This is a genomic window from Jeotgalibaca caeni (genome assembly GCF_028863945.1).
Lineage (GTDB): Bacteria > Bacillota > Bacilli > Lactobacillales > Aerococcaceae > Jeotgalibaca > Jeotgalibaca caeni.
The window spans coordinates 1-23103 of record NZ_JARBEA010000005.1; the positions used below are offsets into that span (position 1 = coordinate 1).

The 23103-nt window shown below is 41.7% G+C and carries 21 protein-coding genes and 2 other annotated features (1 of these 23 only partly in view); of the genes, 4 read left to right on the top strand and 17 right to left on the bottom strand.

What is annotated here, in order from left to right:
* Positions 1-125 precede the first annotated feature (125 nt).
* The 8 genes from PVE40_RS01630 to PVE40_RS01665 all read right to left on the bottom strand — a co-directional run bounded on the left by PVE40_RS01630 (position 126) and on the right by PVE40_RS01665 (position 10328).
* Positions 126-326 carry a cold-shock protein gene (locus PVE40_RS01630; protein ID WP_274730121.1) on the bottom strand — a complete coding sequence of 67 codons (201 nt, stop codon included), beginning with the start codon at positions 324-326 and terminating at the stop codon, positions 126-128.
* A 156-nt stretch (positions 327-482) separates the two neighbouring features.
* The gene (gene radC, locus PVE40_RS01635) at positions 483-1169 is read right to left on the bottom strand and encodes a RadC family protein (protein ID WP_274730122.1); all 687 of its coding nucleotides are present in this window, start codon (positions 1167-1169) and stop codon (positions 483-485) included.
* A gap of 67 nt (positions 1170-1236) precedes the next feature.
* Positions 1237-2538, bottom strand: a complete 1302-nt coding sequence (locus tag PVE40_RS01640) for a bifunctional folylpolyglutamate synthase/dihydrofolate synthase (RefSeq protein ID WP_274730123.1) — start codon at positions 2536-2538, stop codon at positions 1237-1239.
* A gap of 67 nt (positions 2539-2605) precedes the next feature.
* On the bottom strand, positions 2606-5248 hold the full coding sequence (locus tag PVE40_RS01645; RefSeq protein WP_274730124.1) for a valine--tRNA ligase: 2643 nt from the start codon (positions 5246-5248) through the stop codon (positions 2606-2608).
* Between the two features lie 80 nt (positions 5249-5328).
* Positions 5329-5554 (bottom strand) — a binding site (T-box leader).
* Between the two features lie 41 nt (positions 5555-5595).
* The gene (gene tpx, locus PVE40_RS01650) at positions 5596-6087 is read right to left on the bottom strand and encodes a thiol peroxidase (RefSeq protein ID WP_274730125.1); all 492 of its coding nucleotides are present in this window, start codon (positions 6085-6087) and stop codon (positions 5596-5598) included.
* 72 nt (positions 6088-6159) lie between these two features.
* Complete coding sequence (gene thiI, locus PVE40_RS01655; RefSeq protein WP_274730126.1) at positions 6160-7374, bottom strand: tRNA uracil 4-sulfurtransferase ThiI; 1215 nt, start codon at positions 7372-7374, stop codon at positions 6160-6162.
* A 13-nt stretch (positions 7375-7387) separates the two neighbouring features.
* The gene (locus tag PVE40_RS01660) at positions 7388-8527 is read right to left on the bottom strand and encodes a cysteine desulfurase family protein (RefSeq protein ID WP_274730127.1); all 1140 of its coding nucleotides are present in this window, start codon (positions 8525-8527) and stop codon (positions 7388-7390) included.
* A gap of 82 nt (positions 8528-8609) precedes the next feature.
* Entirely contained in the window at positions 8610-10328 is a 1719-nt protein-coding gene (locus PVE40_RS01665; protein ID WP_274730128.1) for a septation ring formation regulator EzrA, read from the bottom strand.
* Positions 10329-10703: 375 nt separating this feature from the next.
* Here PVE40_RS01665 and rpsD point away from each other — a divergent pair, with 375 nt between their 5' ends.
* Complete coding sequence (gene rpsD, locus PVE40_RS01670) at positions 10704-11315, top strand: 30S ribosomal protein S4 (RefSeq protein WP_274730129.1); 612 nt, start codon at positions 10704-10706, stop codon at positions 11313-11315.
* Positions 11316-11438: 123 nt separating this feature from the next.
* Here the strand turns inward: rpsD and PVE40_RS01675 are convergent, their stop codons facing one another.
* From PVE40_RS01675 to PVE40_RS01705, 7 genes are all read right to left on the bottom strand, one after another.
* On the bottom strand, positions 11439-12368 hold the full coding sequence (locus tag PVE40_RS01675; protein WP_274730130.1) for a siderophore ABC transporter substrate-binding protein: 930 nt from the start codon (positions 12366-12368) through the stop codon (positions 11439-11441).
* A 22-nt stretch (positions 12369-12390) separates the two neighbouring features.
* The gene (locus PVE40_RS01680; protein ID WP_274730131.1) at positions 12391-13149 is read right to left on the bottom strand and encodes an iron ABC transporter ATP-binding protein; all 759 of its coding nucleotides are present in this window, start codon (positions 13147-13149) and stop codon (positions 12391-12393) included.
* Positions 13146-14099: an iron chelate uptake ABC transporter family permease subunit gene (locus tag PVE40_RS01685; RefSeq protein WP_274730132.1), complete on the bottom strand. Its 954-nt coding sequence runs from the start codon at positions 14097-14099 to the stop codon at positions 13146-13148. The genes PVE40_RS01680 and PVE40_RS01685 overlap by 4 nt, the downstream gene beginning before the upstream one ends.
* Positions 14092-15045: an ABC transporter permease gene (locus PVE40_RS01690; protein ID WP_274730133.1), complete on the bottom strand. Its 954-nt coding sequence runs from the start codon at positions 15043-15045 to the stop codon at positions 14092-14094. Before PVE40_RS01690 ends, PVE40_RS01685 begins: the two co-directional genes overlap by 8 nt.
* A 395-nt stretch (positions 15046-15440) precedes the next feature.
* Complete coding sequence (locus PVE40_RS01695; protein WP_274730134.1) at positions 15441-16130, bottom strand: 5'-methylthioadenosine/adenosylhomocysteine nucleosidase; 690 nt, start codon at positions 16128-16130, stop codon at positions 15441-15443.
* Between the two features lie 22 nt (positions 16131-16152).
* Positions 16153-16347, bottom strand: a complete 195-nt coding sequence (locus tag PVE40_RS01700; RefSeq protein WP_274730135.1) for a hypothetical protein — start codon at positions 16345-16347, stop codon at positions 16153-16155.
* A gap of 2 nt (positions 16348-16349) precedes the next feature.
* Positions 16350-16949, bottom strand: coding sequence for an NUDIX domain-containing protein (locus tag PVE40_RS01705; RefSeq protein ID WP_274730136.1), 600 nt, complete (start codon positions 16947-16949; stop codon positions 16350-16352).
* Between the two features lie 147 nt (positions 16950-17096).
* On the opposite strand from PVE40_RS01705, the gene PVE40_RS01710 reads away from it, so the two are divergent.
* The 3 genes from PVE40_RS01710 to PVE40_RS01720 all read left to right on the top strand — a co-directional run bounded on the left by PVE40_RS01710 (position 17097) and on the right by PVE40_RS01720 (position 19498).
* Positions 17097-17825 carry a 5-bromo-4-chloroindolyl phosphate hydrolysis family protein gene (locus PVE40_RS01710; RefSeq protein WP_274730137.1) on the top strand — a complete coding sequence of 243 codons (729 nt, stop codon included), beginning with the start codon at positions 17097-17099 and terminating at the stop codon, positions 17823-17825.
* A gap of 11 nt (positions 17826-17836) precedes the next feature.
* The gene (locus PVE40_RS01715) at positions 17837-19048 is read left to right on the top strand and encodes a toxic anion resistance protein (protein WP_274730138.1); all 1212 of its coding nucleotides are present in this window, start codon (positions 17837-17839) and stop codon (positions 19046-19048) included.
* Between the two features lie 195 nt (positions 19049-19243).
* Positions 19244-19498 carry a GlsB/YeaQ/YmgE family stress response membrane protein gene (locus PVE40_RS01720; protein WP_274730139.1) on the top strand — a complete coding sequence of 85 codons (255 nt, stop codon included), beginning with the start codon at positions 19244-19246 and terminating at the stop codon, positions 19496-19498.
* A gap of 131 nt (positions 19499-19629) precedes the next feature.
* On the opposite strand, the gene cspD is transcribed toward PVE40_RS01720, so the two are convergent.
* Together cspD and ileS are read right to left on the bottom strand one after the other, a co-directional pair.
* Positions 19630-19830: a cold-shock protein CspD gene (gene cspD, locus PVE40_RS01725; RefSeq protein WP_274730140.1), complete on the bottom strand. Its 201-nt coding sequence runs from the start codon at positions 19828-19830 to the stop codon at positions 19630-19632.
* A 209-nt stretch (positions 19831-20039) separates the two neighbouring features.
* Positions 20040-22826, bottom strand: a complete 2787-nt coding sequence (gene ileS, locus PVE40_RS01730) for an isoleucine--tRNA ligase (RefSeq protein ID WP_274730141.1) — start codon at positions 22824-22826, stop codon at positions 20040-20042.
* Between the two features lie 69 nt (positions 22827-22895).
* Positions 22896-23103, bottom strand: a binding site (T-box leader); it runs 13 nt beyond the window's last position.

Sequence of the window (23103 nt, forward strand, 5' to 3'; positions counted from 1 at the left end):
CAGCTAACAGTTCCTACTGCCAAGCCTGTAGTGGACTTTCACCACCAAGTTATCGCCCATGCTGGGCGCACAACAAAAAAAGACCAGGATTTCTCCTGGTCTTTGAATATCTATTTTAGTTAGAATTAGATTTTTTCTACGTTAGAAGCTTGTGGTCCACGGTTTCCATCAACGATGTCGAAAGATACTGCTTGACCTTCTTCTAGAGTTTTGAATCCATCAGTGTTGATAGCTGAGAAATGTACGAATACGTCATCTCCACCGTCGCGTTCGATAAATCCAAATCCTTTTTCTGCGTTAAACCATTTTACTGTTCCATTTTCCATGAAAAATTCCTCCTCGTGCATCTTGCACAATTTAATTTGTTATTGCAAATGGTACGAACGGAATGTTCATGACATTACTTTCTTTACCTTACAAACAACATAGACATAGTATAGCCCGGATAGAGGAATATTGCAAGTGTTTTGATTAATTTATTTTTAAATAACGCCATATTCTTTTAAGCTGACATATGTTGGGTCTCCAATAATAAAATGATCCAACAAATCAATCCCCATCATTTCCCCACACTCTACCATTCTTCTGGTAAAAACCAAATCTGCTTCTGAGGGTTCCGGATTTCCGGACGGGTGATTATGAGCGAGAATAATCCGAGCTGCTGCGTAGCGCACTGCTTCTCGGAAAATTTCTCTAGGATGTGCGACACTGCTATTCAAGCTGCCAACGAAGATGGTCTTCTTCTTAATGATTTCATTCTTCGTATTCAAATACAGTGCCACCACATGTTCCTGTTGCAACTCACGCATTTCTTGCTTCAGCAGAGCTCCTGCCATCTGCGTAGAAGTAATCGTTCCACTCTTCAACTGGGTCGTCTGGCTGAAGCGGTCACCTAATTCGATACAGGCTTTTATTTCAATTGCCTTCGTTCTGCCGATTCCATTGATTTCCATTAATTCTTCAATAGTCGCCATTTTTAGGGCATGTAAGTCACCAAAATGATTCATCACCCGCAAAGCGAGCTGTATCACGTTACTGTCTTTTGGACCCGTTCGTAACAGGATGGCCAATAACTCATGAGTAGCCAACGCCTTCTCTCCATAATGATCCAGTCGCTCTCTCGGTCTTGATGCTTTGGGCACTTCTCTAACCAGGCTTGTCTCTTGCATATCTTCTCTCCTTTTCTTTCACTGTAGATAGATTACGCAAAAGAAGCCCATTTCCTTTTTTTATAAATTAATTTTCTAGAATAAAATGACGCATTTCCGACAAGAAGTACAACGAACCGGTCACTAAAATAACATCGTCCGAATCAGCTGTTGCAAGTAAGTCAGTAAAAGCTGTTTGCCAATCTTCATGATAGGAAGCTTCTCGCAGCTGCATCCGCTCTTTTAGGTCTGCTAAGCTGGCAGCTTTGGGGAAATCAAAAGTGGTCAGATGAATGTCTGCATTTGGTATTTTTTGCAGCCAAAGACCGATTTCTGATAATTCCTTCGTCGTGAGCGCTGCATAGAGGACCTTTATTCGTTTTCCCTTGAAGTTGTCCTCCAATGTCTTCACCAATACTTGCATCGCAGGTTCATTATGGGCTCCGTCTAAAATAACATACGGTCGACGCGCCATGACTTCCATACGAACTGGCCAAAAGGCTGCCTTCAATCCAGCATGAATCATTTCTGCTGTATAGGAAAGGTTGCGTTGCTTGCAGTAACAGCGGTATGCATGAAGAGCCGTTGCTGCGTTCTCCACTTGATGGGCTCCCATCAAACGGATTTCTAGTTCAGCATAGTAAGCCTCCTCCGTTCGGTAATCAAACCGCTCGTTCAAGTTGGTAGCAGTCGGATGATGGACAGAATGGAAATCCCTGCCATAAGCAGAGAGTGGAGCGCTCTTCTCTTGTGCTACTTGTTCAAGAACAGCTTTCGCTTCTCCTTCTATTTTCCCAATAACAACCGGCACTTTTGGTTTCATAATCCCTGCTTTTTGAAAGGCAATCTCACTGATCGTATTGCCTAAAATTTGCAAGTGATCCAGCCCGATGGTTGTAATCACGCACAGTTCAGGCAAGACGACGTTGGTACTGTCAAATAGACCACCCAGCCCTACTTCGATTAAAACGACATCCGGCTGCTTTTTAGAAAAATAAAGAAACATCATGGAAGTAATGACTTCAAATTCGGTTAGACCGCCCAATGGAGTTTGAGAAATTTCTTCATACAGCGGCTGAATTTCATTTGCTAGCCATACAACGTCTTCGTCATCCATCGGCAATCCATTTAGGCTGATGCGCTCATTGAACTTCATAATATGAGGGGAAGTAAAACTCCCAACGGTATGTCCAGAAGCTAAAAATAAGCTCGTTAGGTACGCTACGGTTGATCCCTTTCCGTTTGTACCGGCGATATGAATAGAGGGAAATGAACGCTCTGGGTGATGCAACTTCTCCATCATCCATTCCATCCGTTTAATTCCCGGCTTCGGTCCCATGCCTCTTCTTGTATGAATCCATGCTAATGCTTCTTCATAAGTAGTAAACATATTCTCACCTTCAATAAAGAAGCTGGGATATTACTCCCAGCCTCTTCTATATTTCTTTCCATTGATTCTATTGTTGTTCCTTCAAGGAAGCAATTCGCGCTTCAACAAGGGCTAATTTCTCCCGGTAGTCTCGTTCTTTCGCTTGCTCTCCTGCTACTACTGCTTCAGGAGCCTTCTTAACGAAACTTTCATTGCCTAATTTTTTCACGACACGGTCTACTTCTTTTTGTAGCTTCGCTGCTTCGCCTTCTAAACGAATAATTTCGTCCTCCAACTTAATCAGGCCAGCAAGTGGCATACGCACTTCACCACCAGAAATAACTGCTGTCACCATCTCGCCCTCTGCGGACAAGTTTTGACCAATCGTCAATTCCTCTGGATTACAGAAACGAACGATGTACGCTTCATTAGCAAGGAAGATTTTCTCTGTCTCTTCATCCACTGCATTGATTTGCATCGACACTTTTTTCGAAAGAGGCGTGTTCATTTCGTTACGAATATTCCGCACACCACGAATCAAACCAATCAATTTGTTCATTGCATTTTCTGCATGCTCGTTAATCAAGCTTTCTTCGGCAACTGGGTACGCTGCGACTACAAGAGAATCGCCTTCATGCGGTACATTTTGCCAAATTTCTTCGGTTACAAACGGCATGATTGGATGCAACAAGCGAAGAATGTGATCCAAAACGTGTGCCAGAATACTGCGCGTTGTTTGTTTCGCTGCTTCATTTTCTCCTTGAAGCACTTCTTTTGTCATCTCAATGTACCAGTCACAATATTCATCCCAAATGAAGTGATACAGTAATCTACCTGCTTCACCAAACTCGAATTTTTCGAACAATTCAGTAACTTTTTTGGTGGTACGGTTGAGACTGGAAAGAATCCATTCATCTGCTACTGTCTTCTCACCATCCATGTTGATTTCTTCATAGGTCAAGCCATCTAGGTTCATCAATACATAACGGCTTGCATTCCAGATCTTATTAATGAAGTTCCAAGCAGCATCCATTTTCTCATAGCTGAAACGAACATCTTGGCCTGGGGAAGAACCGTTTGCCAAGAACCAACGCAATGCATCAGCACCGTATTGCTCGATGACATCCATTGGATCGATTCCGTTCCCCAATGATTTACTCATCTTGCGTCCTTGCTCGTCACGAATCAATCCATGAATCAATACATTCTCAAACGGACGTTGTTCGGTAAACTCCAATGATTGGAAAATCATGCGGCTTACCCAGAATGAAATGATGTCATATCCCGTTACCAACGTACTGGTCGGGAAGTAGCGTTTGAAGTCTTCTGCCTCTTCATTCGGCCAGCCCATTGTAGAAAACGGCCATAAAGCGGAACTGAACCAAGTATCTAAAACATCTGGATCTTGTTCCCAGTTTTCGATATCTGCTGGTGCTTCCATACCGACATACATTTCGCCTGTTTCTTTGTGATACCAAGCTGGGATTTGATGACCCCACCACAATTGACGGGAAATAACCCAGTCATGAATGTTGTCCATCCAGCGAATAAACGTATTTTCAAAGCGGTCTGGGAAGAAGCTTACTTTATCTTCTGTTTGTTGGTTCTCAATTGCCTTCTCAGCAAGCGGGGCCATTTTAACGAACCATTGCGTGGAGATAAGCGGCTCTACCACAACGTCTGTACGTTCGGAGTGACCAACACTGTGCACCATTTCTTCGACTTTCACCAACAAGCCTGCTGCTTCCATATCTTTCACAACCGCTTTTCTTGCTTCAAAGCGGTCCATGCCTTCATATTTTCCTGCTTCTTGGTTCATGGTTGCATCATTATTCATCACGTTGATTTGTGGCAAGTGATGGCGCAAGCCTACTTCAAAGTCGTTCGGATCATGAGCTGGGGTAATTTTAACAACACCTGTCCCAAACTCTTTGTCCACATAATCATCTGCTACGATTGGAATCTCACGGTTCATTAGTGGCAGCATAATTGTTTTACCGATTAGATGCGCATATCGTTCATCTTCTGGATGAACAGCAACTGCTGTATCACCGAGCATCGTTTCCGGACGGGTCGTAGCTAATTCCACATATCCAGAGCCATCTGCCAACGGATAACGGAAGTGGTAGAAGGCACCTTTTACATCTTTATGGATTACTTCAATATCTGATAAAGCCGTTTGCGCTTTTGGATCCCAGTTAATTAAGTAAGCTCCACGGTAAATAAGGCCTTTTTCATAAAGGGTAACGAATACTTTGCGGACGGCATCCGATAAACCTTCATCTAAGGTAAAGCGTTCGCGGTCATAGTCTACGGAAATCCCCATTTTTTCCCATTGGTCGCGGATGACACTTGCGTAGTCTTCTTTCCATTCCCAAACTTTATCAACAAATGCTTCGCGTCCCAAGTCGTGACGGGAAACTCCTTCTTCCGCTAACTTTGCTTCCACTTTTGCTTGTGTTGCAATTCCCGCGTGGTCCATTCCTGGTAACCACAAGGTATCATAGCCTTGCATGCGTTTCATTCGAATCAACAGATCCTGCAAGGTAACATCCCAAGCATGGCCTAAGTGCAAGCGGCCGGTTACGTTAGGAGGGGGGATTACGATGGAATATGGTTTTGCATCAGGATTTCCGTTTGGACGGAACCGTTTTTCTTCCACCCATTTTTTATACTTTCCTTTTTCTACTTCTTGTGGTTGATACTTCGTTGACATTTCTAATTCTGTCATGTTTCTCTTCCTTTCTGATCGGAAACGAACAAGTTTTGCTCGTTTTCTTTTGGTTTCAAAAAAAATCGCCCTGCATCTATATGCAGGACGATTTAATCGCGGTACCACCTAAGCTTATGAGGCAAACGTGCCCCATCTCTCTTTTTGATAACGGAGATATCTCCGAGCAGAACTACGTAGCACGAGGCCTTCACTCTGCTTGCTTCTAGGCTACCTTCTCTTGCTCGCGTTAAAAAAGCTCTCACCACTGCTTTTCTCTCTTGGTAACGCCAAGCAACATACTCTTCCTAGTCCGAACGCATTTTGTCCTAAACAGTGTATCACCACTGAAAAGAAATCTCAATATCTTATAGCAAATCTTTTGCTGCTTCTACTGCTGCTTCGTAGTTTGGTTCTTCCGCTACTTCTGGAACAATCTCCTTGTAAGCCAACAAACCTTCTTGAGTGACAACAAACACACTGCGCGCTAGTTTATTGATTTTTGGTAAATTCAAACCAAACGCTTCCCCAAAAGTTCCCTCATTATCCGGGAGCATAACTACTTCTAATCCTTTAGCAGCACACCATTCTTTCAATTCATCTTGTGAATTTTTTGAAACAGAAACTAATTGAATGCCTTCAATGTCTGAAGCTGCTTCGTTAAAGTTACGTGTTTGTTTGTCACAAACACTCGTATTGATATCAGGAAATACACTGATAATCGCAACGTTCCCTTTTAAGCTTTCCCTGCTGATCACATTACCTGCTGTATCTTTTAAGGAAAATGCAGGAATTGGCTCGCCGATTGTCGGCTGGATTCCTTCTATTTTCATTGGTTCACCTTTAAATGTTACTTCCATTGTTCTACCTCCTCCATCTCATTGCCTTTATTATACCAACAAGAAGGAAAATTGTAAGACATAACCCTCTGATTATAGCAAATCAGCAAAAGTTGCTTCTTTTTCCTTTTCACTAGAAGCTTCTTGTGTAATTTGAGTAATAACGAGCCCTTCCATGGCACGTTCAATCAACCCTTCCACATCTAACATGGATTCGTATCTTCTAGCCTTATCCAATTTCGGTTTTGTTTTCGGAGCGGCTGGAGCAAAAATCGTACAGCAATCCTCAAATGGTTGGATGGATAAGTCAAATGTGTCAATCTTCTGGGCAATCTCAATAATTTCCAGCTTATCCATCGTAGCAACGGGACGAATGATAGGTGTAGTCGTTACATCGTTGATGGCTTGCATGCTGTCCATTGTCTGAGAAGCCACTTGCCCTAAGCTCTCTCCATTGAAAATGGCCATCCCTTTTCGCTTTTCGCGAATTTGATCAGTCAAGCGGAGCATCATGCGACGGGTCACGGTCATCAAGTATCCTTCTGGGACTTTGGCTTTAATTTCTTCTTGGATTTCTGTAAACGGTACTTCGATGAACTGGATACTTCCGCCAAACTTTGTTAGTTTCCAAGCTAAGTTCTGGGCTTTTTGAAGAGCTTGCGGACTTGTATACGGTGGGCTGTGGAAATGCACTGCTTCCACTTCTACGCCGCGTTTCATGGCAAAGTAACCCGCTACAGGGGAATCAATTCCGCCTGAGAGCATCAACATCCCCTTGCCACTTGAACCAACTGGCAAGCCGCCAGCGCCATCGTATTTCTTTGTACTGATAAGGAAATGTTCTTGTTTAACATCTACCCGAACCGTTATGTCCGGCTTTTTCACATCTACGGTGATATCTGGCACATTTTGCAAAACGGCTGCACCAAACTCCGCATTCAGCCAATTCGTATCGTATTGGTACGAATGGTCCGAGCGGCGAGTCGCAATCTTAAAGGTCTTGCCAGCTGTTTCCATCTTCTGCACCATATCAACGATGAAGGTACGGGCTGTCTCAAAGTCACGAGGCAAAACATATACCGGTGAGAAACTTTGAATGCCGAAGACGCTCTTCAAGCGTTCCGTAATAACGGCCTCATCTGCGCCATTGAGATCGAGGAAGATAAAATCATAATCAGGTTTAATTTTAATCTGTGGGTATTCTTTTGTTGCCATACGAATGTTTTGTGCGAGTTTTTGAACGAATCTTTTCTTATTTTTCCCTTTGGTTGATAGCTCTCCAAAGCGGATTTGTATTCTTGTTTCCATGCTTGTTTCCTCTCTATTTTTGAATCCTTTGGAATTTTTCCTGTAGTTGAGTAAAGACTTGCTTGAATGTCTCCAACTCTTCGAATGTGTTGTCAGGGGCGAAACTTAAGCGAACGGCACATCTAGACCACTCAGCAGGAACGTTCATCGATTGCAAGGTAGCCGGTACATCTCCCTTTTTACTGGAACACGCACTGGTCGTTGAAATAAGAATCCCCTGCTCTTCTAGCGCATGGACCATCACTTCTCCACGAATATCTTTTAATGCGAAACAAAGAATATGCGCAGCACCTTCTGGCACACTAAAGAGACGTACGTGGTCAAAACTTTGTAAAAATCGGGCTGCTTCATCGCGAAGTTGTAAAGTGTGGGCTCTCTTTTCGGAGTAATTTTCTAGAGTCATACGGAGTGCCTTTGCAGTTGCTGCAATCCCTGCAACATTTTCTGTGGAGCTGCGGTAACCAGATTCTTGTCCCCCGCCGGTAAATAGAGGTTCCATTCGTCTTCCTTTTTTATGGTACAGAATGCCTACCCCTTTTGGTCCGTGAAATTTATGCGCAGAGAGTACCAAGAAATCGATACGAGGGTGAATCACCATCGGTACGAATTCCAGAACGGCCTGAACGGCGTCCACATGATAATGAATCGTTGGATACTCTGCCAATAAATCGCCTACTGCTTGAATGGGCTGGATGGCACCTACTTCATTATTCACTGCCATTAAGGATACAAGGATCGTATCTTCGCGCAACGTCTCTTTCACGTCCGCTGGAGATACTACTCCTCTTGCATTGACAGGCAAGTACGTGACTTCAAAACCAAGCCGTTCTAGCTGCTGCATCGAACGAGATACTGCTGGATGCTCGACGCTAGAAGTGATGATGTGCTTTCCGTAAGCTTTCTTTTCCATCGCGGTCCCTTTAATAACCCAATTATCGCCCTCGGTTCCGCCACTAGTAAAGAAAATCTCATCAGGTAGAACCTGTAATAACTGAGCAACTTGTTTCCTTGATTGCTGGAGCAAATCGTTCGCTACCGTACCGAGCTTATTCAGACTGGAAGGATTACCGAAAATAGATTGGTTTACCTTCATGAAGGTGTCTAGCGCTTCTGGGTACATTTTCGTTGTTGCACTGTTATCAAAATAAATCATTTTTTCACTCTTTCTGTTTTTCAGCAAAGACAAAGCTGAGACATAATTGCTACGTCTCAGCCCTGCTCACATTATCAATCTCTTAAAACGTGCCACGTTTCTTGTCATCGAAGTAGTTGCTCTCCACTCGTTTTGCTGCTCCTGGAGAAACCTTATCCAGAGTTGCTTGCATGGTTTGCATCGCTTTTTCGAAGTTATACTCTTCTTGGAATAAATATAGCGTCTCTCCGATTGCATGCTCTACTTCTTGGTTTTCATGTCGATATCGGTTTGCATATTGAATGAAGTATTCAGTCAAGTTCGCATGGTCAAGGATTCGTTCGGTATTCTTTTCCAATTGTTGAATATCTTCTTCACACATCGCAACTAATTTCTCGATTTCTTCAATATCAATTTTCACGCGGTTCAGCTTCGCCGCAATCTCTTCAATGCGGTCCGATACGGCAAAGAATAAGTCTAAGTATACTTTCGGTAAACCAGGTAGATGTTGTTTCTCAAGTGTACGCTTCATGTTGCGCATATCCATTTCAAAAAGATCGACTGCATCTTTTGCTTCTTTTTCCCGGTTACGCAAGTTGCTTAAGTTTGCTACTAATTCTGATTGCTCTTTATCCATTTCGCTCAAGCGTTGATTGATTTTCTCATAGTACGCCTTCGTTTCAGAATAAGAAATTTGATGTTCTGCCAACATTTTTTCATGGTATCGCAATGCTTCATTTTCTTTCAAAAGCTGCTCTTCGAAATCTTGCGCGCGAGTCAACTCATTATGATTCAAGAAGAAGTTTTGAGAAACACGATCGATTTCCAATAAAACATAGCGATTGCTCTGCATCACTTGATCCATTCGGCGGGAGATATTTGCTTGGTGACGGTCGATGAAATCTTTCGCTTCCATTTCATTCTCCATTACCGAGTACGCTTCATCAATTCTATGCTCTGCCTTATCCATTTTCTTCTTCGCTTCATTTACATCTGCTAAGCCGATAGAATCTTTTGCATCTTTTAGAATATCTCTTATTTCTTGAATCATTTCAGGAATATTCGCCTTGTCGAACACATAGTGCTCATCCAAAAGACGTTGGTAGCCATTTTGTAAATCTACAATCTGCTCTTCGTACTCTTCTTTAATTTTGCGGTTCAATTCTGGAATTTGCTCAACTACGCTCTCCATTACATCGAGGTCTTGATTGATGCGTTCCAGAACTTCCTTCGCTTCCATATGGTCGCCTTCGTTCGTTAACGAGTTAAACTTCGTAAAATCAAGTTCCATGTAGTTCAAGTTTTTCTCTAACGTTTCAACTGCTGGTCCAAACGTGAAGCTGTGCGCCAGCAACTGCTTGCGAATCTTGTTGTAGCGTTCTTGACTTTGTTCTAGATGTTGTCGATTTTCTTGCGCGCTTTCCAGCAACTTTTCCAATGCCAGGTTTACTTTTTCGACACTAACTTCTGTTTCATCAATCAGCTTATCTGCGTTTTCCACAGCTTGTCTGGCCTTAATAAAGTTCATGCGTTGAATATGTTGTTCTGCACTCACTAATGCAGCCTCAATCTCTGGATATTGGAAGCGAGTGATGGTTTGCCAAGTCGCTTGCCAATTTTCGTACGTTCGTTTCGTTTGTCCAGTTAAATTTAGATTTTTTAATGTATAAAGATTGTCAGCTACTGGAATAGCCATCATTTTTTCTTTTCTTTGATCAATCTCTTTGATTCGGTTTGCTTGTTTACGGTTCAAGTAAAAAACAACCCCGTAACCAATCAGTACAATGACAAATATGGCTGCCAACCAATAAAGTAAGTCCATTTAGAAATCCTCCATCTACTCAACTGTCGCCAAACTAGTCTTAATAGGTTGGCCATAACATCTTCAAACAGTATATCATAGAAGAAATCATAAAAAAAGTAAGCCTTTTGTTAATTTAAGAAAGATTTTCCTTATCTTGCTTTTTCATTTCCCTATTATTTTCTTGCAGAGGCACCAATAATGTGTTACGATAGTCAACGTGTAAAATAATGCAGCGAGAACAAAGCACCCACGTCAACAGTTTATCGCCTCTTAGAGGTTCAATTGCGTACCCTTGCGGCTGCATAAGGTGAAGATTGGAGGATAAACTGCACGTATTGTTTTGTTTTCAAACAAATTATTTTACTCCAAAAAACATATTGGAGGAATAAAATTATGTCTCGTTATACTGGTCCAAGTTGGAAAAAATCTCGTCGTCTAGGAATTTCTTTGTCTGGTACAGGTAAAGAACTAGAACGCCGTCCGTATGCTCCAGGACAACACGGTCCTAACAGCCGTCGTAAAATGTCTGAATACGGTTTGCAATTACAAGAAAAACAAAAACTACGTCATATGTACGGTTTGAACGAACGTCAATTTGCTTCTTTATTCAAAAAAGCTGGTAAAATCAAAGAAGGTAAACAAGGTGAGAACTTCATGATCTTGCTAGAACGTCGTTTAGACAACGTTGTTTTCCGTCTAGGTCTTGCTACGACTCGTCGTCAAGCTCGTCAATTAGTTAACCATGGCCACGTGTTGGTAAATGGTAAACGTATCGACATCCCTTCTTACGAAGTTGAAGTTGGTCAAGTAATCTCTGTTCGTGAAAAATCAAAAGACATGGCGATTATTCGCAGTGCTGCTGAATCTTTATTCGGACGTCCTGACTACATCACTTTTGATGAAGAAAAACTTGAAGGTTCGCTAACTCGCTTGCCAGTTCGTGACGAATTGAGTGCAGATATCGACGAATCATTCATCGTTGAATACTACAACAAATTAGGTTAATCACCTTTCAAATGATTAATAGACGCCGGTATATCTTTGATATATCGGTGTTTTTTTGTGCCTATATAAAAAAGAAGAGGTTAGGGCGCACTTTTGCGCCATCAACCTCTTCTTTATATAGATCTATTCAAATGGTGCGCTAATCTCATCCATCATCAGTTTCAATGACTCTACCCCGCCACCTGATAAATACCACAAGTCTGGCGATAAGGAGATAACTTGATCATTTTGGAAGGCATTTGTTTTTTGAATAAATTCGTTATCCAGCAAAGGCATCTGGTCAACGCCTTCTGCTTGAATTGCTTTCGAGCGGTCCACTACGAAAATAATATCCGGATTAATTTCTAAAATTCCTTCATAGCCGATACTTTGTCCGTGAGTTGAACTTTCAATTGCTTCGTCTACCGGTTGGAAGCCAAAAGTATCGAAAATATAACCAAAACGAGATCCTGTACTATACGCAGAAATGGCACCATCATTCAGCAGCAAGACCAATGCTTTTTGATCCAAGTTCTCTGTGACGGTTTGTATTTCTTCGATGTGTGTTTCTGTTTCTGCTACTAGCTCTTCGGCTGCATCCTCCGTACCAAAAATGGTTCCCAACGTGCGAATGTTGTCGCTCACGGAAGTCCAATAATCATCAACAGAAGTCGTTAGCCATAAAACAGGTGCAATCTCTTCTAGTTGTTCGATAAAGTCGGACATTCGATTGGATACGATAATCAAATCTGGTTTTAATTCTGCCAAAGTTTCTAAGTTTGGCTCTTTTAGCGTTCCAACATTTTCGAATTGGTTGCTGAAATCTGCTAAATAAGCAGGAGGATTCTGCGTAACCGTACCGATGATGGCTTCCTCTACCTCCAATGCACGGAGCGTATCAAGTGCACCGTTATCAAATACTACTACTTTTTCAGGCTGAAAAGGCAATTCCACGTCGCCTCTTCCATCCGTTACCGTAACGGTTTCTTGTTCTGTTGTGTTTGAAGCGGCTGTCCCACAAGCTGCTAAGCTAATGGACGCAAATAATAACAAAATGGTTCTTTTCATTTTCATAATGAAATACCTACCCTATTCATCAAATTGTGTGATACAAACAACATTTTTTCCCTCTTATCGTTTGAACTTCCATCTCAATTCCATACACTTCTTCTAATACTTGTGTACAAATCACTTCGTCCACAGAACCTGCACGGCAAATTTCGCCATCTTTCAAGGCGATAATGGAATCTGCATAAGCCGCCGCAAAGTTTACATCATGGATGACAATTAGAACGGTTTTCCCTAATTCCTCTGCCATCTTACGAATGGTCTGCATCGCAATGATGCTCTGTTTCAAATCTAAGTTATTCAGTGGTTCATCCAGCAAGATGTACTCGGTATCTTGAACTAAAATCATTCCAATCGCTGCCCGCTGAAGTTGCCCACCAGAAAGAGTGTCCAGGTAGCGATCCCCATAAGGCACCATGTCCAAATATCCCAATACGGTTTCAATCATCAAGTAGTCCGCTTCAGTGAGCCTCCCTTTTGAATAAGGGAAGCGGCCAAAAGAAAGAAGTTCTCGAACGGTCATCTTTACTTGAAAGGTATTTTGTTGTTTCAAAATCGAAAGTTCTTTGGCTAACTCATTCGTTTTCCAGCGATTGATTTCTTTTCCTTTGATAGTAATCGTGCCATTGTCCTTCTGCAACAACCGGCTCATTAAAGAAAGCAGCGTACTCTTTCCCGCTCCATTCGGCCCGATAATCGCCGTAACTTTCCCTTTTTCCAAACCAAATGATATATTTTTCAGAATTTCTGTATTGGAAGCTGATTTTGTTACATTTGCAACTTTCATAGTTTTTTCCTTTCTCTCCATAACAAGACAAAAAACAATATGCCGCCCAACCATTCAATTACGATACTCGTATTCGTTTGTAAATGGAACACATGCTCCACGATAAACTGCCCTATTAACAAAGCTAAGAAACCAATGACGCTTGACGACAGGAACAGAAGATTCATTCGATACGTTTGAAATAACAAATACGCTACATTTGCAGTGGTAAATCCTAAAAAGATCATCGGTCCAACTAAAGTAGCTGGAATAGCTGACAAAACAATCACTTGCAAGAATACTTTCTTCACTTCTTTATTTGTATCCAAGCCCAAATTGATCGCTTGCTCGGGTCCCATTGCGAGGACTTCAATTATTTTTGTCTTCCGCCACAATGACCATAGAATCGGTACCGACAAAATAATTGCAATCAACAGAACCTGATTTGATACATTTTGAAAAGTGGGAAACAGTCTCATTTGTAATTGATCGTATTCATTGGGATCCATTAATACTTGGAAGAAGGTTGTAACGCTATTGAAGAGCATGCTGATAACCAATCCAATTAGGAGAACGGTATGTAAATCAAAACTGATATTCTGCCAAGAAAAACGGCTGAACAGAAGATAACTTCCAACCATGAGTCCCGTTACCAACAAAAACTGCCAAGCGGGTGAAAGAGTTGCTGTCAGAAGCGATCCACCAAAAAAAATCAAGAGCGTTTGCAAGAAGCGGTAATACGATTCAATCCCTAAGATGCTCGGTGTAAGAAATCGATTATTCACAACCGCTTGGAATGCCACAGTCGCAAACGAGCTACTCAAGCTAACTAAAATAAAAATAATTACTTTTTTGATACGGAGTCCAAAAACAAAAAAGTTGGAAAGACCGCTCCCCCAGCCAATAAAAAATGCTGCAATCAGGAGGCTGAACAGAAAAAGGGAAACCAGCAGACGTTTTGTCTTATTCATGAGCTTTCACCCGCCTAAACAACATCACCAAGAAAATCGTTCCGGCAACGATTCCTAAAATTAATTCGACCGGAATTTCATAAGGACGAATCAGTGTGCGACTAAGGAGGTCACAGACGAGCAGGAACATCGCTCCAGTGAAGGCAATTTTCTGATGGGTGGAACGTAAATAATCACCATACCTCATCGCAATAAGGTTGGGAATAATGACCCCTAGAAAAGGGAGATTCCCAGCGACAATTAAGATAACGGAAACCGTGATCGAAACAAGAACCGTTCCGATGGCCATCACCCATTCAAACGGCAGCCCTAACGATTGAGCAGCCTCTTTCCCAAAACGTGCTACGGTTAAATAATCAGCAAAGAAATAAAGGCCGATGATTAAGAAGAACGTGAGATAGATCCACTCGTACTGTCCTTCAATCACTAACGAAAAGTTTCCTTGCAACCATGCCGACATATTTTGTAATACATCATAGCGATATGCTAAAAAATTACCGAATCCACCAATAATATTGCCATACATCACCCCTAATAAAGGGATCAGCATCTGGTTCTTCATCGGAAATTTGCTGCTGACGAACAAGAATAATAAGGTACCTAATGAAGCGAACAAGAACGTAAACATCATCTCACCAACGACACTTAAATTGGGAAGTACAATCATTGCAACCAACATTCCTAACTTCGCTGACTCTACCGTGCCGATTGTATCCGGCGCTGCAAAGCGGTTCTGTGTAAGCGTCTGCATCACTAAACCAGCTAAAGACAGTCCAGCTCCTGCTAGAAGAACCGTAATCGTCCGCGGAATTCGCGCCGACCATAATATGAATAAATCGTTCCCTTCCCCGCTCCAAATATTTTTCCAGGAAAGCGGAGTGGATCCGATGTGTAATGACAAAAATATCACAAGCACACACAAACTGATGCCGAAGATTTTCCTCAAGCCCCCACTCCTTCCCTCGCTACCTTAGAATCATTATAATTGAGAATGATTCTCAATTAGCTTTGCGTTTATTTTACTCGATACACCGAAAGATTACAATCAATATCTACAGCTATATGAACTAAAATAAGCCGAATTTGTGAACATTTTATGAAAGTGAGGTAGGGATGGGCTCTTTCTAGTTCGGTCAAGTAGCGGAAAAAAACAGACTCCACTTCGCCGAACTTGACCTAGTTCGAACAAGTAGGACATAAAAAGAACCTCTACTTTGCCGAACTAACCCTAGTTCGACTAAGTGGGAAACAAAAAAGGCTTCTACTTCGCCGAACTCCGTTGTATTTCTTCGCAACAAAAAAGCTGGAGCGACTAAATGCTCCAGCTTTCTTTTAATCAATCTATTTTTTATTTGCTAAAAATGCCATGACCATTTCTGCTGAGTTTTTTCCTGCAACTTCAATGAATTCGTCAAAAGAAATAGATGCTTCTTCGTCTGCTGAATCAGAGATGGCCCGAACAACTACAAAAGGTACACCTAGTACGTGACAAGCTTGAGCAATGGATGCCCCTTCCATTTCGGTAGCTCCTGCTTCTGGGAAGTCAACAATAATTTGTTTGACCGCTTCCGGATCGGCAATGAACGAGTCACTCGATACAATCAAGCCTTCTCGTGGCGTCAAACCAACTGCCTCAATCGCTTGTTGAATTTCTTTTACGGCTGATGCTTCACTCTCATAAACAGCAGGCATTTGCGGCACTTGGCCTTTTTTGTAGCCAAATGCTGTTGCATCCACGTCATGATAGGCTACGGTATGAGCTACTAAAACGTCGCCCATTTTGAGACCAGCTTTCAATCCGCCAGCAGATCCTGTATTAATAACCAGTTCGGGTTGATACCGGTCAATCATGAAGGCAGTCGCTAGGGCTGAATTGACCTTTCCAATGCCAGATTGAGTCAGCACCACTTTTTGCCCAGAAATGGTTCCGCTAATGTATTCTAAATGATGTACGGATTCGCGCACTACGTCTTCCATATTTGCCAGTAAGCTTCTTGTTTCCTGCTCCATGGCTCCAATAATTCCAATCATCTTCCGTTATACCCCTTTTGCCCTAAATTAAAAACGCTAAAACAAATACTAACACAATCGCAACGGCGACACCGATAATGGCCCACGTATAAAAAAGGTCCAATCTTCTTCCGCGTTCTTTTTCACTGAGGCGGGAGGACTTCTTCGGTTGTGCTTCTTGCTTTTGTTGTTGGTACGTTGTTCGTGTAATCAGTGGTTCTTTTTTTTCGTTATCCATATCTATTCCTTCTCCGCTAAACGGTTTTTCCAGTATAACATTGCGTACAAGGTTTTTGCATCACAAATTTCACCGCTTTGTTGCAACGCCATGGCTTCCTCGTATGTACAAGTCAGTACTTCCACAAATTCGTCATCATCGCCTGCCAACGGTTCTGCTACTTCTGTTAACCCTTCCGCTACATAAATCGTGAATTTTTCATCCAAATAAGCAGGTGTTGGGTACATAGTGACTAATTCTTCCCAACTTTCCGCTTGATAGTGTGTCTCTTCCTCTAGCTCTCTTTTCGCTGCTGTTAGGCCGTCCGCATCTTCGGCGTCTAATTTCCCAGCCGGAATTTCAACGATTGTCCGGTCCAATGGTTTACGAAACTGGCGTACGAGAATCATTTCGCCATCTTTTGTGAACGGAATAATCGCTACCGCACCTGGATGACGGATGATTTCCCGAATCGCTGTTTTACCATTTGGCAGCTCGACTTCTTCTCTTTCTAAATGAACCAATACGCCATCAAAAATGACTTCGGTTGTTAAGGTTTTTTCTTCAAATTCCATTACACGCATCTCCCCTTTTCTCGTTCGTTCTGCGCTTGTTTCTACCATGATACCTCATTTCTTTTCCAGAATACAATGACTCTGACTAAAATCAGTCTTTTGGCAAAGGAAAATCATCCTTTTGACCGATAGGTGTTTAAGCGTATTGTATGATAAAATAATGATAACAGAAAAAGTTTTGAAGGAGGAAGACCCATGCTAAAAACAATCAAAGCGATAACGATTTTTACATTCTCAAATGTAACCTGTTTAATCAGTCTGGCTGTGCTCTTCTTCATCTTTGATTTCGATGCAATCAGCTCATTGGTTCTTACACTGATCCTTGGGTCGTTTTTATTCTCACGCACTACAAATCAAAGGAGAAGAACAAATGGTAAGAAACGAAAAGATCCACGTTCCAACAACTTGACACGCGTTAGCCCGGAGAAAGAAGCCTTTTACCGTGAAATGGGATTGACGAAAGAAGAAATGAATTTGTTCCGCTCCACCATGCATACTGCAAGAGAACAAATTTATGCAGTAGAGGCCAATTCGAAACAACGGAATAAATTAAAGGCAATCATTACGCGTAACAATACCATTGCCATCTTAAAAGATTTCTTCCGCCACATCGTGGAACAACCACAACGTTTGCATGAAGTAAACAAATTTCTCTATACACATCTGCCAAACTTGAAAGAATTGACCGAACAGTATTTAGAAATCGATCAGCACGTTGCGAAATCAAAAGAAACGTATCAAGCACTCGATAAGTGTGCAGAAACCATTGATGATATGTGTATTTTAATCAAAGACGATTATCTTGCATTTATGGCGAATGATATAGACAATATGGATGTGGAGATTGAACTTGCCAACCATGTCATTAACAGCCATAATGGAGAAAATAAAACCGTCCTCGAACCCTCAGAGAATGAAATATAGGAGTGATTTCATTGGATCAATCGAAAGAACAAGAACCGGTCAAAGACGTAAACGTAGAACTAGAAGAATTATTAGCGAATCCCTTTGCTGACCCAAGTGCCAGCCCCACTGTAGCAAAAGAAAGCCCAAATGAGCTGGCCGATCAACCTAAACTCGATCGACTAATTGAAAAATTACCAGAAGATCGACGGAAACAAGCGTATTCCTTAGCAGAACAAATTGATGAGAAAAATATGCAAGCCATTATTACGTATGGTGCTGCTGCACAAAAGCAGTTAGGTGATTTCTCCCACTCTATGTTAGACCATGTGCAGAACCAGGATACGGGAGAAATTGGCGATGTATTGAATGAATTGATGTTTAAGTTGAATGAAGCGAATCCAGCTGATTTACGTGCTGAAGACAATAACATCTTCCGTAAGATGTTCGGCCGCATCAAACAAAGCGTTTATGAAATGACCGCCCAGTATCAACAAATCGGCGCGCAAATTGATAAAATTGCCGTTAAACTAGACCGCGAAAAGAATGGTCTCCTGAATGATAATATTATGCTGGAACAACTATATAAGAAAAATGAAGACTACTTCCATGCTTTGAATATTTATATTGCCGCAGGTGAAGTGAAAGCTGATACCCTCCGTACCAAGACCATCCCTGAAGCAATCGAAAAGGCAGAACAATCTGGAAGTCAGATGGATGTTCAAATTGTGAATGACTTGAACCAATTCCTGGATCGTTTAGAAAAGCGGACACATGACTTGCGCTTAGCACGTCAAATGACCATCCAACAAGCACCACAAATTCGCCTGATTCAAAATACGAACCAAGCACTAGCAGAGAAAATCCAAGCTTCCATCCATACGGCTATTCCATTATGGAAAAACCAAGTGGCCATTGCTATGACATTGCTGCGCCAAAAAGATGCGGTTACCGCACAACGTCAAGTTTCGCAAACAACCAATGATTTGATGTTGAAGAATTCCGAAATGCTGAAGATTTCCGCGATTGAAACAGCGAAGGAAAATGAGCGAGGCGTGATTGATTTGGAAACACTAGAGAAGACCCAACAAGACTTAGTAGAAACTTTACAAGAGACATTGAAGATCCAACAAGAAGGACGTTCCAAACGAAGAGAAGCCGAACGAGAGCTATCCAATATGGAACTGGAGCTGCGTGACCACCTTCTCGCTCTTCAAAAAGAAGAAAACAATCTCAATCAATAAACCACTTACACCGATGCGACAAGCCGTTGCATCGGTGTTCTTTCTGTTGTTAAAACAACGTTGTTACTTTTTTTGCCCACTGACTAAGGCTTTTCATTTTGATAACCAGCCTTAATAGATTATAATATGGGTATAGTCAATAAGAATTATTGACTTCATTATAAATCAATATAGAGTTAAAAGGAGGAGAAAGAAATGGGATTAATTTGGACATTGATTGTTGGTGGAGTATTAGGTGCCATCGCAGGAGCTATTATGGGTAGAGATGTACCAGGAGGTATTATTGGTAATATTATTGCTGGTTTCCTAGGATCTTGGATCGGTACAGCTTTACTTGGAGAATGGGGCCCTAACATTGGTGGATTTTACATCGTTCCAGCTTTAGTTGGAGCACTGGTGTTAATCTTCATTGCATCCTTACTGCTCCGCAATATGGGCAAACGTGGTTAAGCAAATAACACAAATGAGCGACTGAGTATTTAATACTCGGTCGCTTTTTTTATTGAATAAACTGACTGCGCAAAAAAAGAGGTTAGGACCGAAGCCCCAACCTCTTGTTAAATTTTGGTTGAAAAGTGATATTATAGTTTCACAACGTTAGCTGCTTGAGGTCCACGGTTTCCATCAACGATGTCGAATTCAACTGCTTGTCCTTCTTCTAATGTTTTGAAGCCGTCTCCTTGGATAGCTGAGAAGTGTACGAAAACGTCATCTGCGCCTTCTACTTCGATAAATCCAAAACCTTTTTCACTGTTAAACCATTTTACGTTACCTTGTTGCATACTTTGCAGTACCTCCAAATTATATTCTGGTAATCCAATCATACAAACTATAAATTTATACTTTCAAATTACTATCTAAATTATAATGAAGTTTGCGATAAAAATCAAGAGTTTTTATACAAACGTTTTCATTTCCTTTGTTTTTATGTGACAGTCTGTTCATAAACATAAAAAGAGGAGGCGAGAGTCATCTCGTCTCCTCTTTTTCCTTATTCTTCGCTTCCTACTAATGCTTCTGGAAACTCATTGCGTACAATGGTTGCACAACGTTCACATAGAGTCGGAGCATCCACGATTGTACCTACTTCAGGTTTAATCACACGACATCTCTCACACGTTTCTCCATGTGCATGATCCACAACAATACGGATTCCTGGGAATTGCATGCCTGCTTTTTCAGCAGAATCGCTCTCTTCTTCATGAATCTCTAATTGAGAAACAATAAATAGTTGAGCTAAGTCAGCATCCAATGATTCAAATAATTCTTTGATTTCTTTGGATACAAATAAATCAAGATGTGCTTCAAAAGATTTTCCGATTACTTTTTCGTTACGGGCTTCTTCTAGTGCTTTCAACACGTAGTCACGAACATCTAAGAATGCATTCCATTTTGCGAGTACTTCCTCTTTGTCGCTTGGGAATACAGCTTCAGGCAATTCTGTCAACTGTACGTACTCTTCTTCTTCTTTCACATATTCCCAGATTTCTTCTGTTGTATGCGGAATGATTGGCGTTAACAGTTTAGTCAAGCTCACCAATGCATCGTAGAAGACCGTTTGCATCGAACGACGGATTGGGTCATTTTCACTTTCAATATAAACAACGTCTTTAGCGAAGTTCAAGTAGAAAGCAGAAAGCTCTACCGTACAGAAGTTCATGATGGTTTGATAAATGGTTGAGAATTGATAGTCTTCGTATGCTTTCACACATGTATCAATCACTTCATTCAAGCGAATCATCATGTACTTGTCGACAGAACGTAAATCTTCTGCTGCTACGCGATTTGTCGCTGGGTTGAAGTCTTCTGTGTTCCCAATCAAGAAACGCATGGTGTTTCTAATCTTACGGTAGGTTTCTGATACTTGTTTCAAGATGTCATCACTGATTCTTACATCTGATTCATAGTCCACACTGGAAACCCAAAGGCGGATGATATCAGCACCCATGTTTTTGATTACTTTCTCAGGTAGAACAGTGTTTCCGAGTGACTTACTCATCTTACGGCCTTCTCCGTCTAAAACAAACCCTTGCGAAAGGACCGTCTTGTAAGGAGCAACGCCGTTAATCGCTACACTGGTTGTTAAACTGGAGTTGAACCAACCACGGTATTGGTCAGAACCTTCCAAATACATGTCAGCTGGGAAAGCAAGATTGTCACGTTGACGTAGTACGGCTTCATGGGAAGACCCTGAATCGAACCATACGTCCATAATATCTGTTTCTTTCGTGAATACACCATTCGGGCTGCCTGGATGAGTAAAGCCTTCTGGTAATAAATCTTTCGCTTCACGTTCAAACCAAATATTGGAACCATGTTGGCCGATTAAGGTTGCTACATGATCGATTGTTTCTGGCGTAATAATCGGGTCACCATTTTCTGCGTAGAAAATTGGCAATGGAACACCCCACACGCGTTGACGAGAAATAACCCAATCGCCTCTGTCACGAACCATGTTATACAAACGTACTTTTCCGGAAGGGTGAAGCCAATTTACCTGATCAATCTCGTCTAGAATATTTTGACGGAATTGATCAATCGAAGCAAACCATTGCGGAGTTGCACGGAAGATAACAGGTTTCTTCGTACGCCAGTCATGCGGATAACTATGGACGAAGAAGTCTAGTTTCAGTAATGCGCCCTTTTCTTCAAGTAATTCAGTAATTAATTTGTTTGCCTTGTCGTAGAAAACTCCTTCAAATCCTGGCGCTTCCTCTGTAAAGCAACCACGGTCATCGACTGGTGACAATACGTCTAGGCCATATTTTCTCCCAACGATATAGTCATCGTCCCCGTGTCCTGGTGCTGTATGAACAAGTCCGGTACCTGCTTCTAACGTTACATGGTCGCCTAGAATTAATAAGGATTCACGGTCATAGAATGGGTGTTGTGCAGTCACGTACTCTAAATCAGCACCTTTATATGTGCGTAGTACCGTAACTGATTCCCAACCAATAGCTTGCTGAACGGTTTCTAATAAATCAGCTGCGACAACAAATTTCTTGCCGTCTGCTTCTACTAGAGCATAATTGAAGTCTTGATGAACAGTGATTGCTAAGTTAGCTGGCAAGGTCCATGGTGTCGTTGTCCAAATAACGAAAGATGCATCCGCGTCAACGACTCCTTTACCATCTTTAACCGGAAATGCTACGTAGATGGATGGTGACTTCACATCTTTATATTCAATTTCCGCTTCAGCCAATGAGGATTCACTGGATGGAGACCAATAAATTGGTTTCAATCCCTTGTAGATGTAGCCTTTTTCAGCCATCTTACCAAACACACGGATTTCTGCTTCTTCGTAATCTGGTGTCAAGGTTACGTAAGGATTGTTCCACTCTCCGTTAATTCCTAGACGCTTGAAGACGGTACGTTGGTTGTCGATTTGTTTCCATGCATAGTCTTCACACATCTTACGGAACTCGGCTAAGCTCATTTCTTTGCGGTTCACACCGGTGTTGGTCAAAGCTTGTTCAATAGGCAGTCCATGTGTATCCCAGCCTGGGACATACGGTGAACGGAACCCGCTCATTGATTTAGAACGAACGATGATGTCCTTGCTGACTTTATTCAGGGCATGTCCCATGTGGACTGCACCGTTTGCGTAAGGAGGTCCATCATGCAGCACAAACGTTGGTTTTCCTGCATTTTTTTCTTGTATTTTTTCATATACCTGCTTTTCTTCCCAGTCTTTTTCTCGTTCTTGTTCGCGAACTGGTAAATTTGCTTTCATGGGAAAAGCTGTTTTCCCTAAAAGTAACGTGTCTTTCATTTTCATGAATGATTCTCCTCCATTAATATTTTATTTTTCAGTTAAACGGTTGGACAAAAAAAAGACTCCTCCCGTATTCGGGACGAAGTCTTCGTGGTACCACCCAAGTTCAAAGCAATCAAAAATAAAATTGCTTCCTCTAGAAACCTGTAACGCGGTTCAAGCGACCTTGCTTACGTTTCCTTCAGCAAGATTCTCCTGGATGATCCATTCATTATAGGGACTTGTTGACCTTCCACCAATCGTCAACTCGCTATTAGTATATAATCGCAGGGTGTTCCAA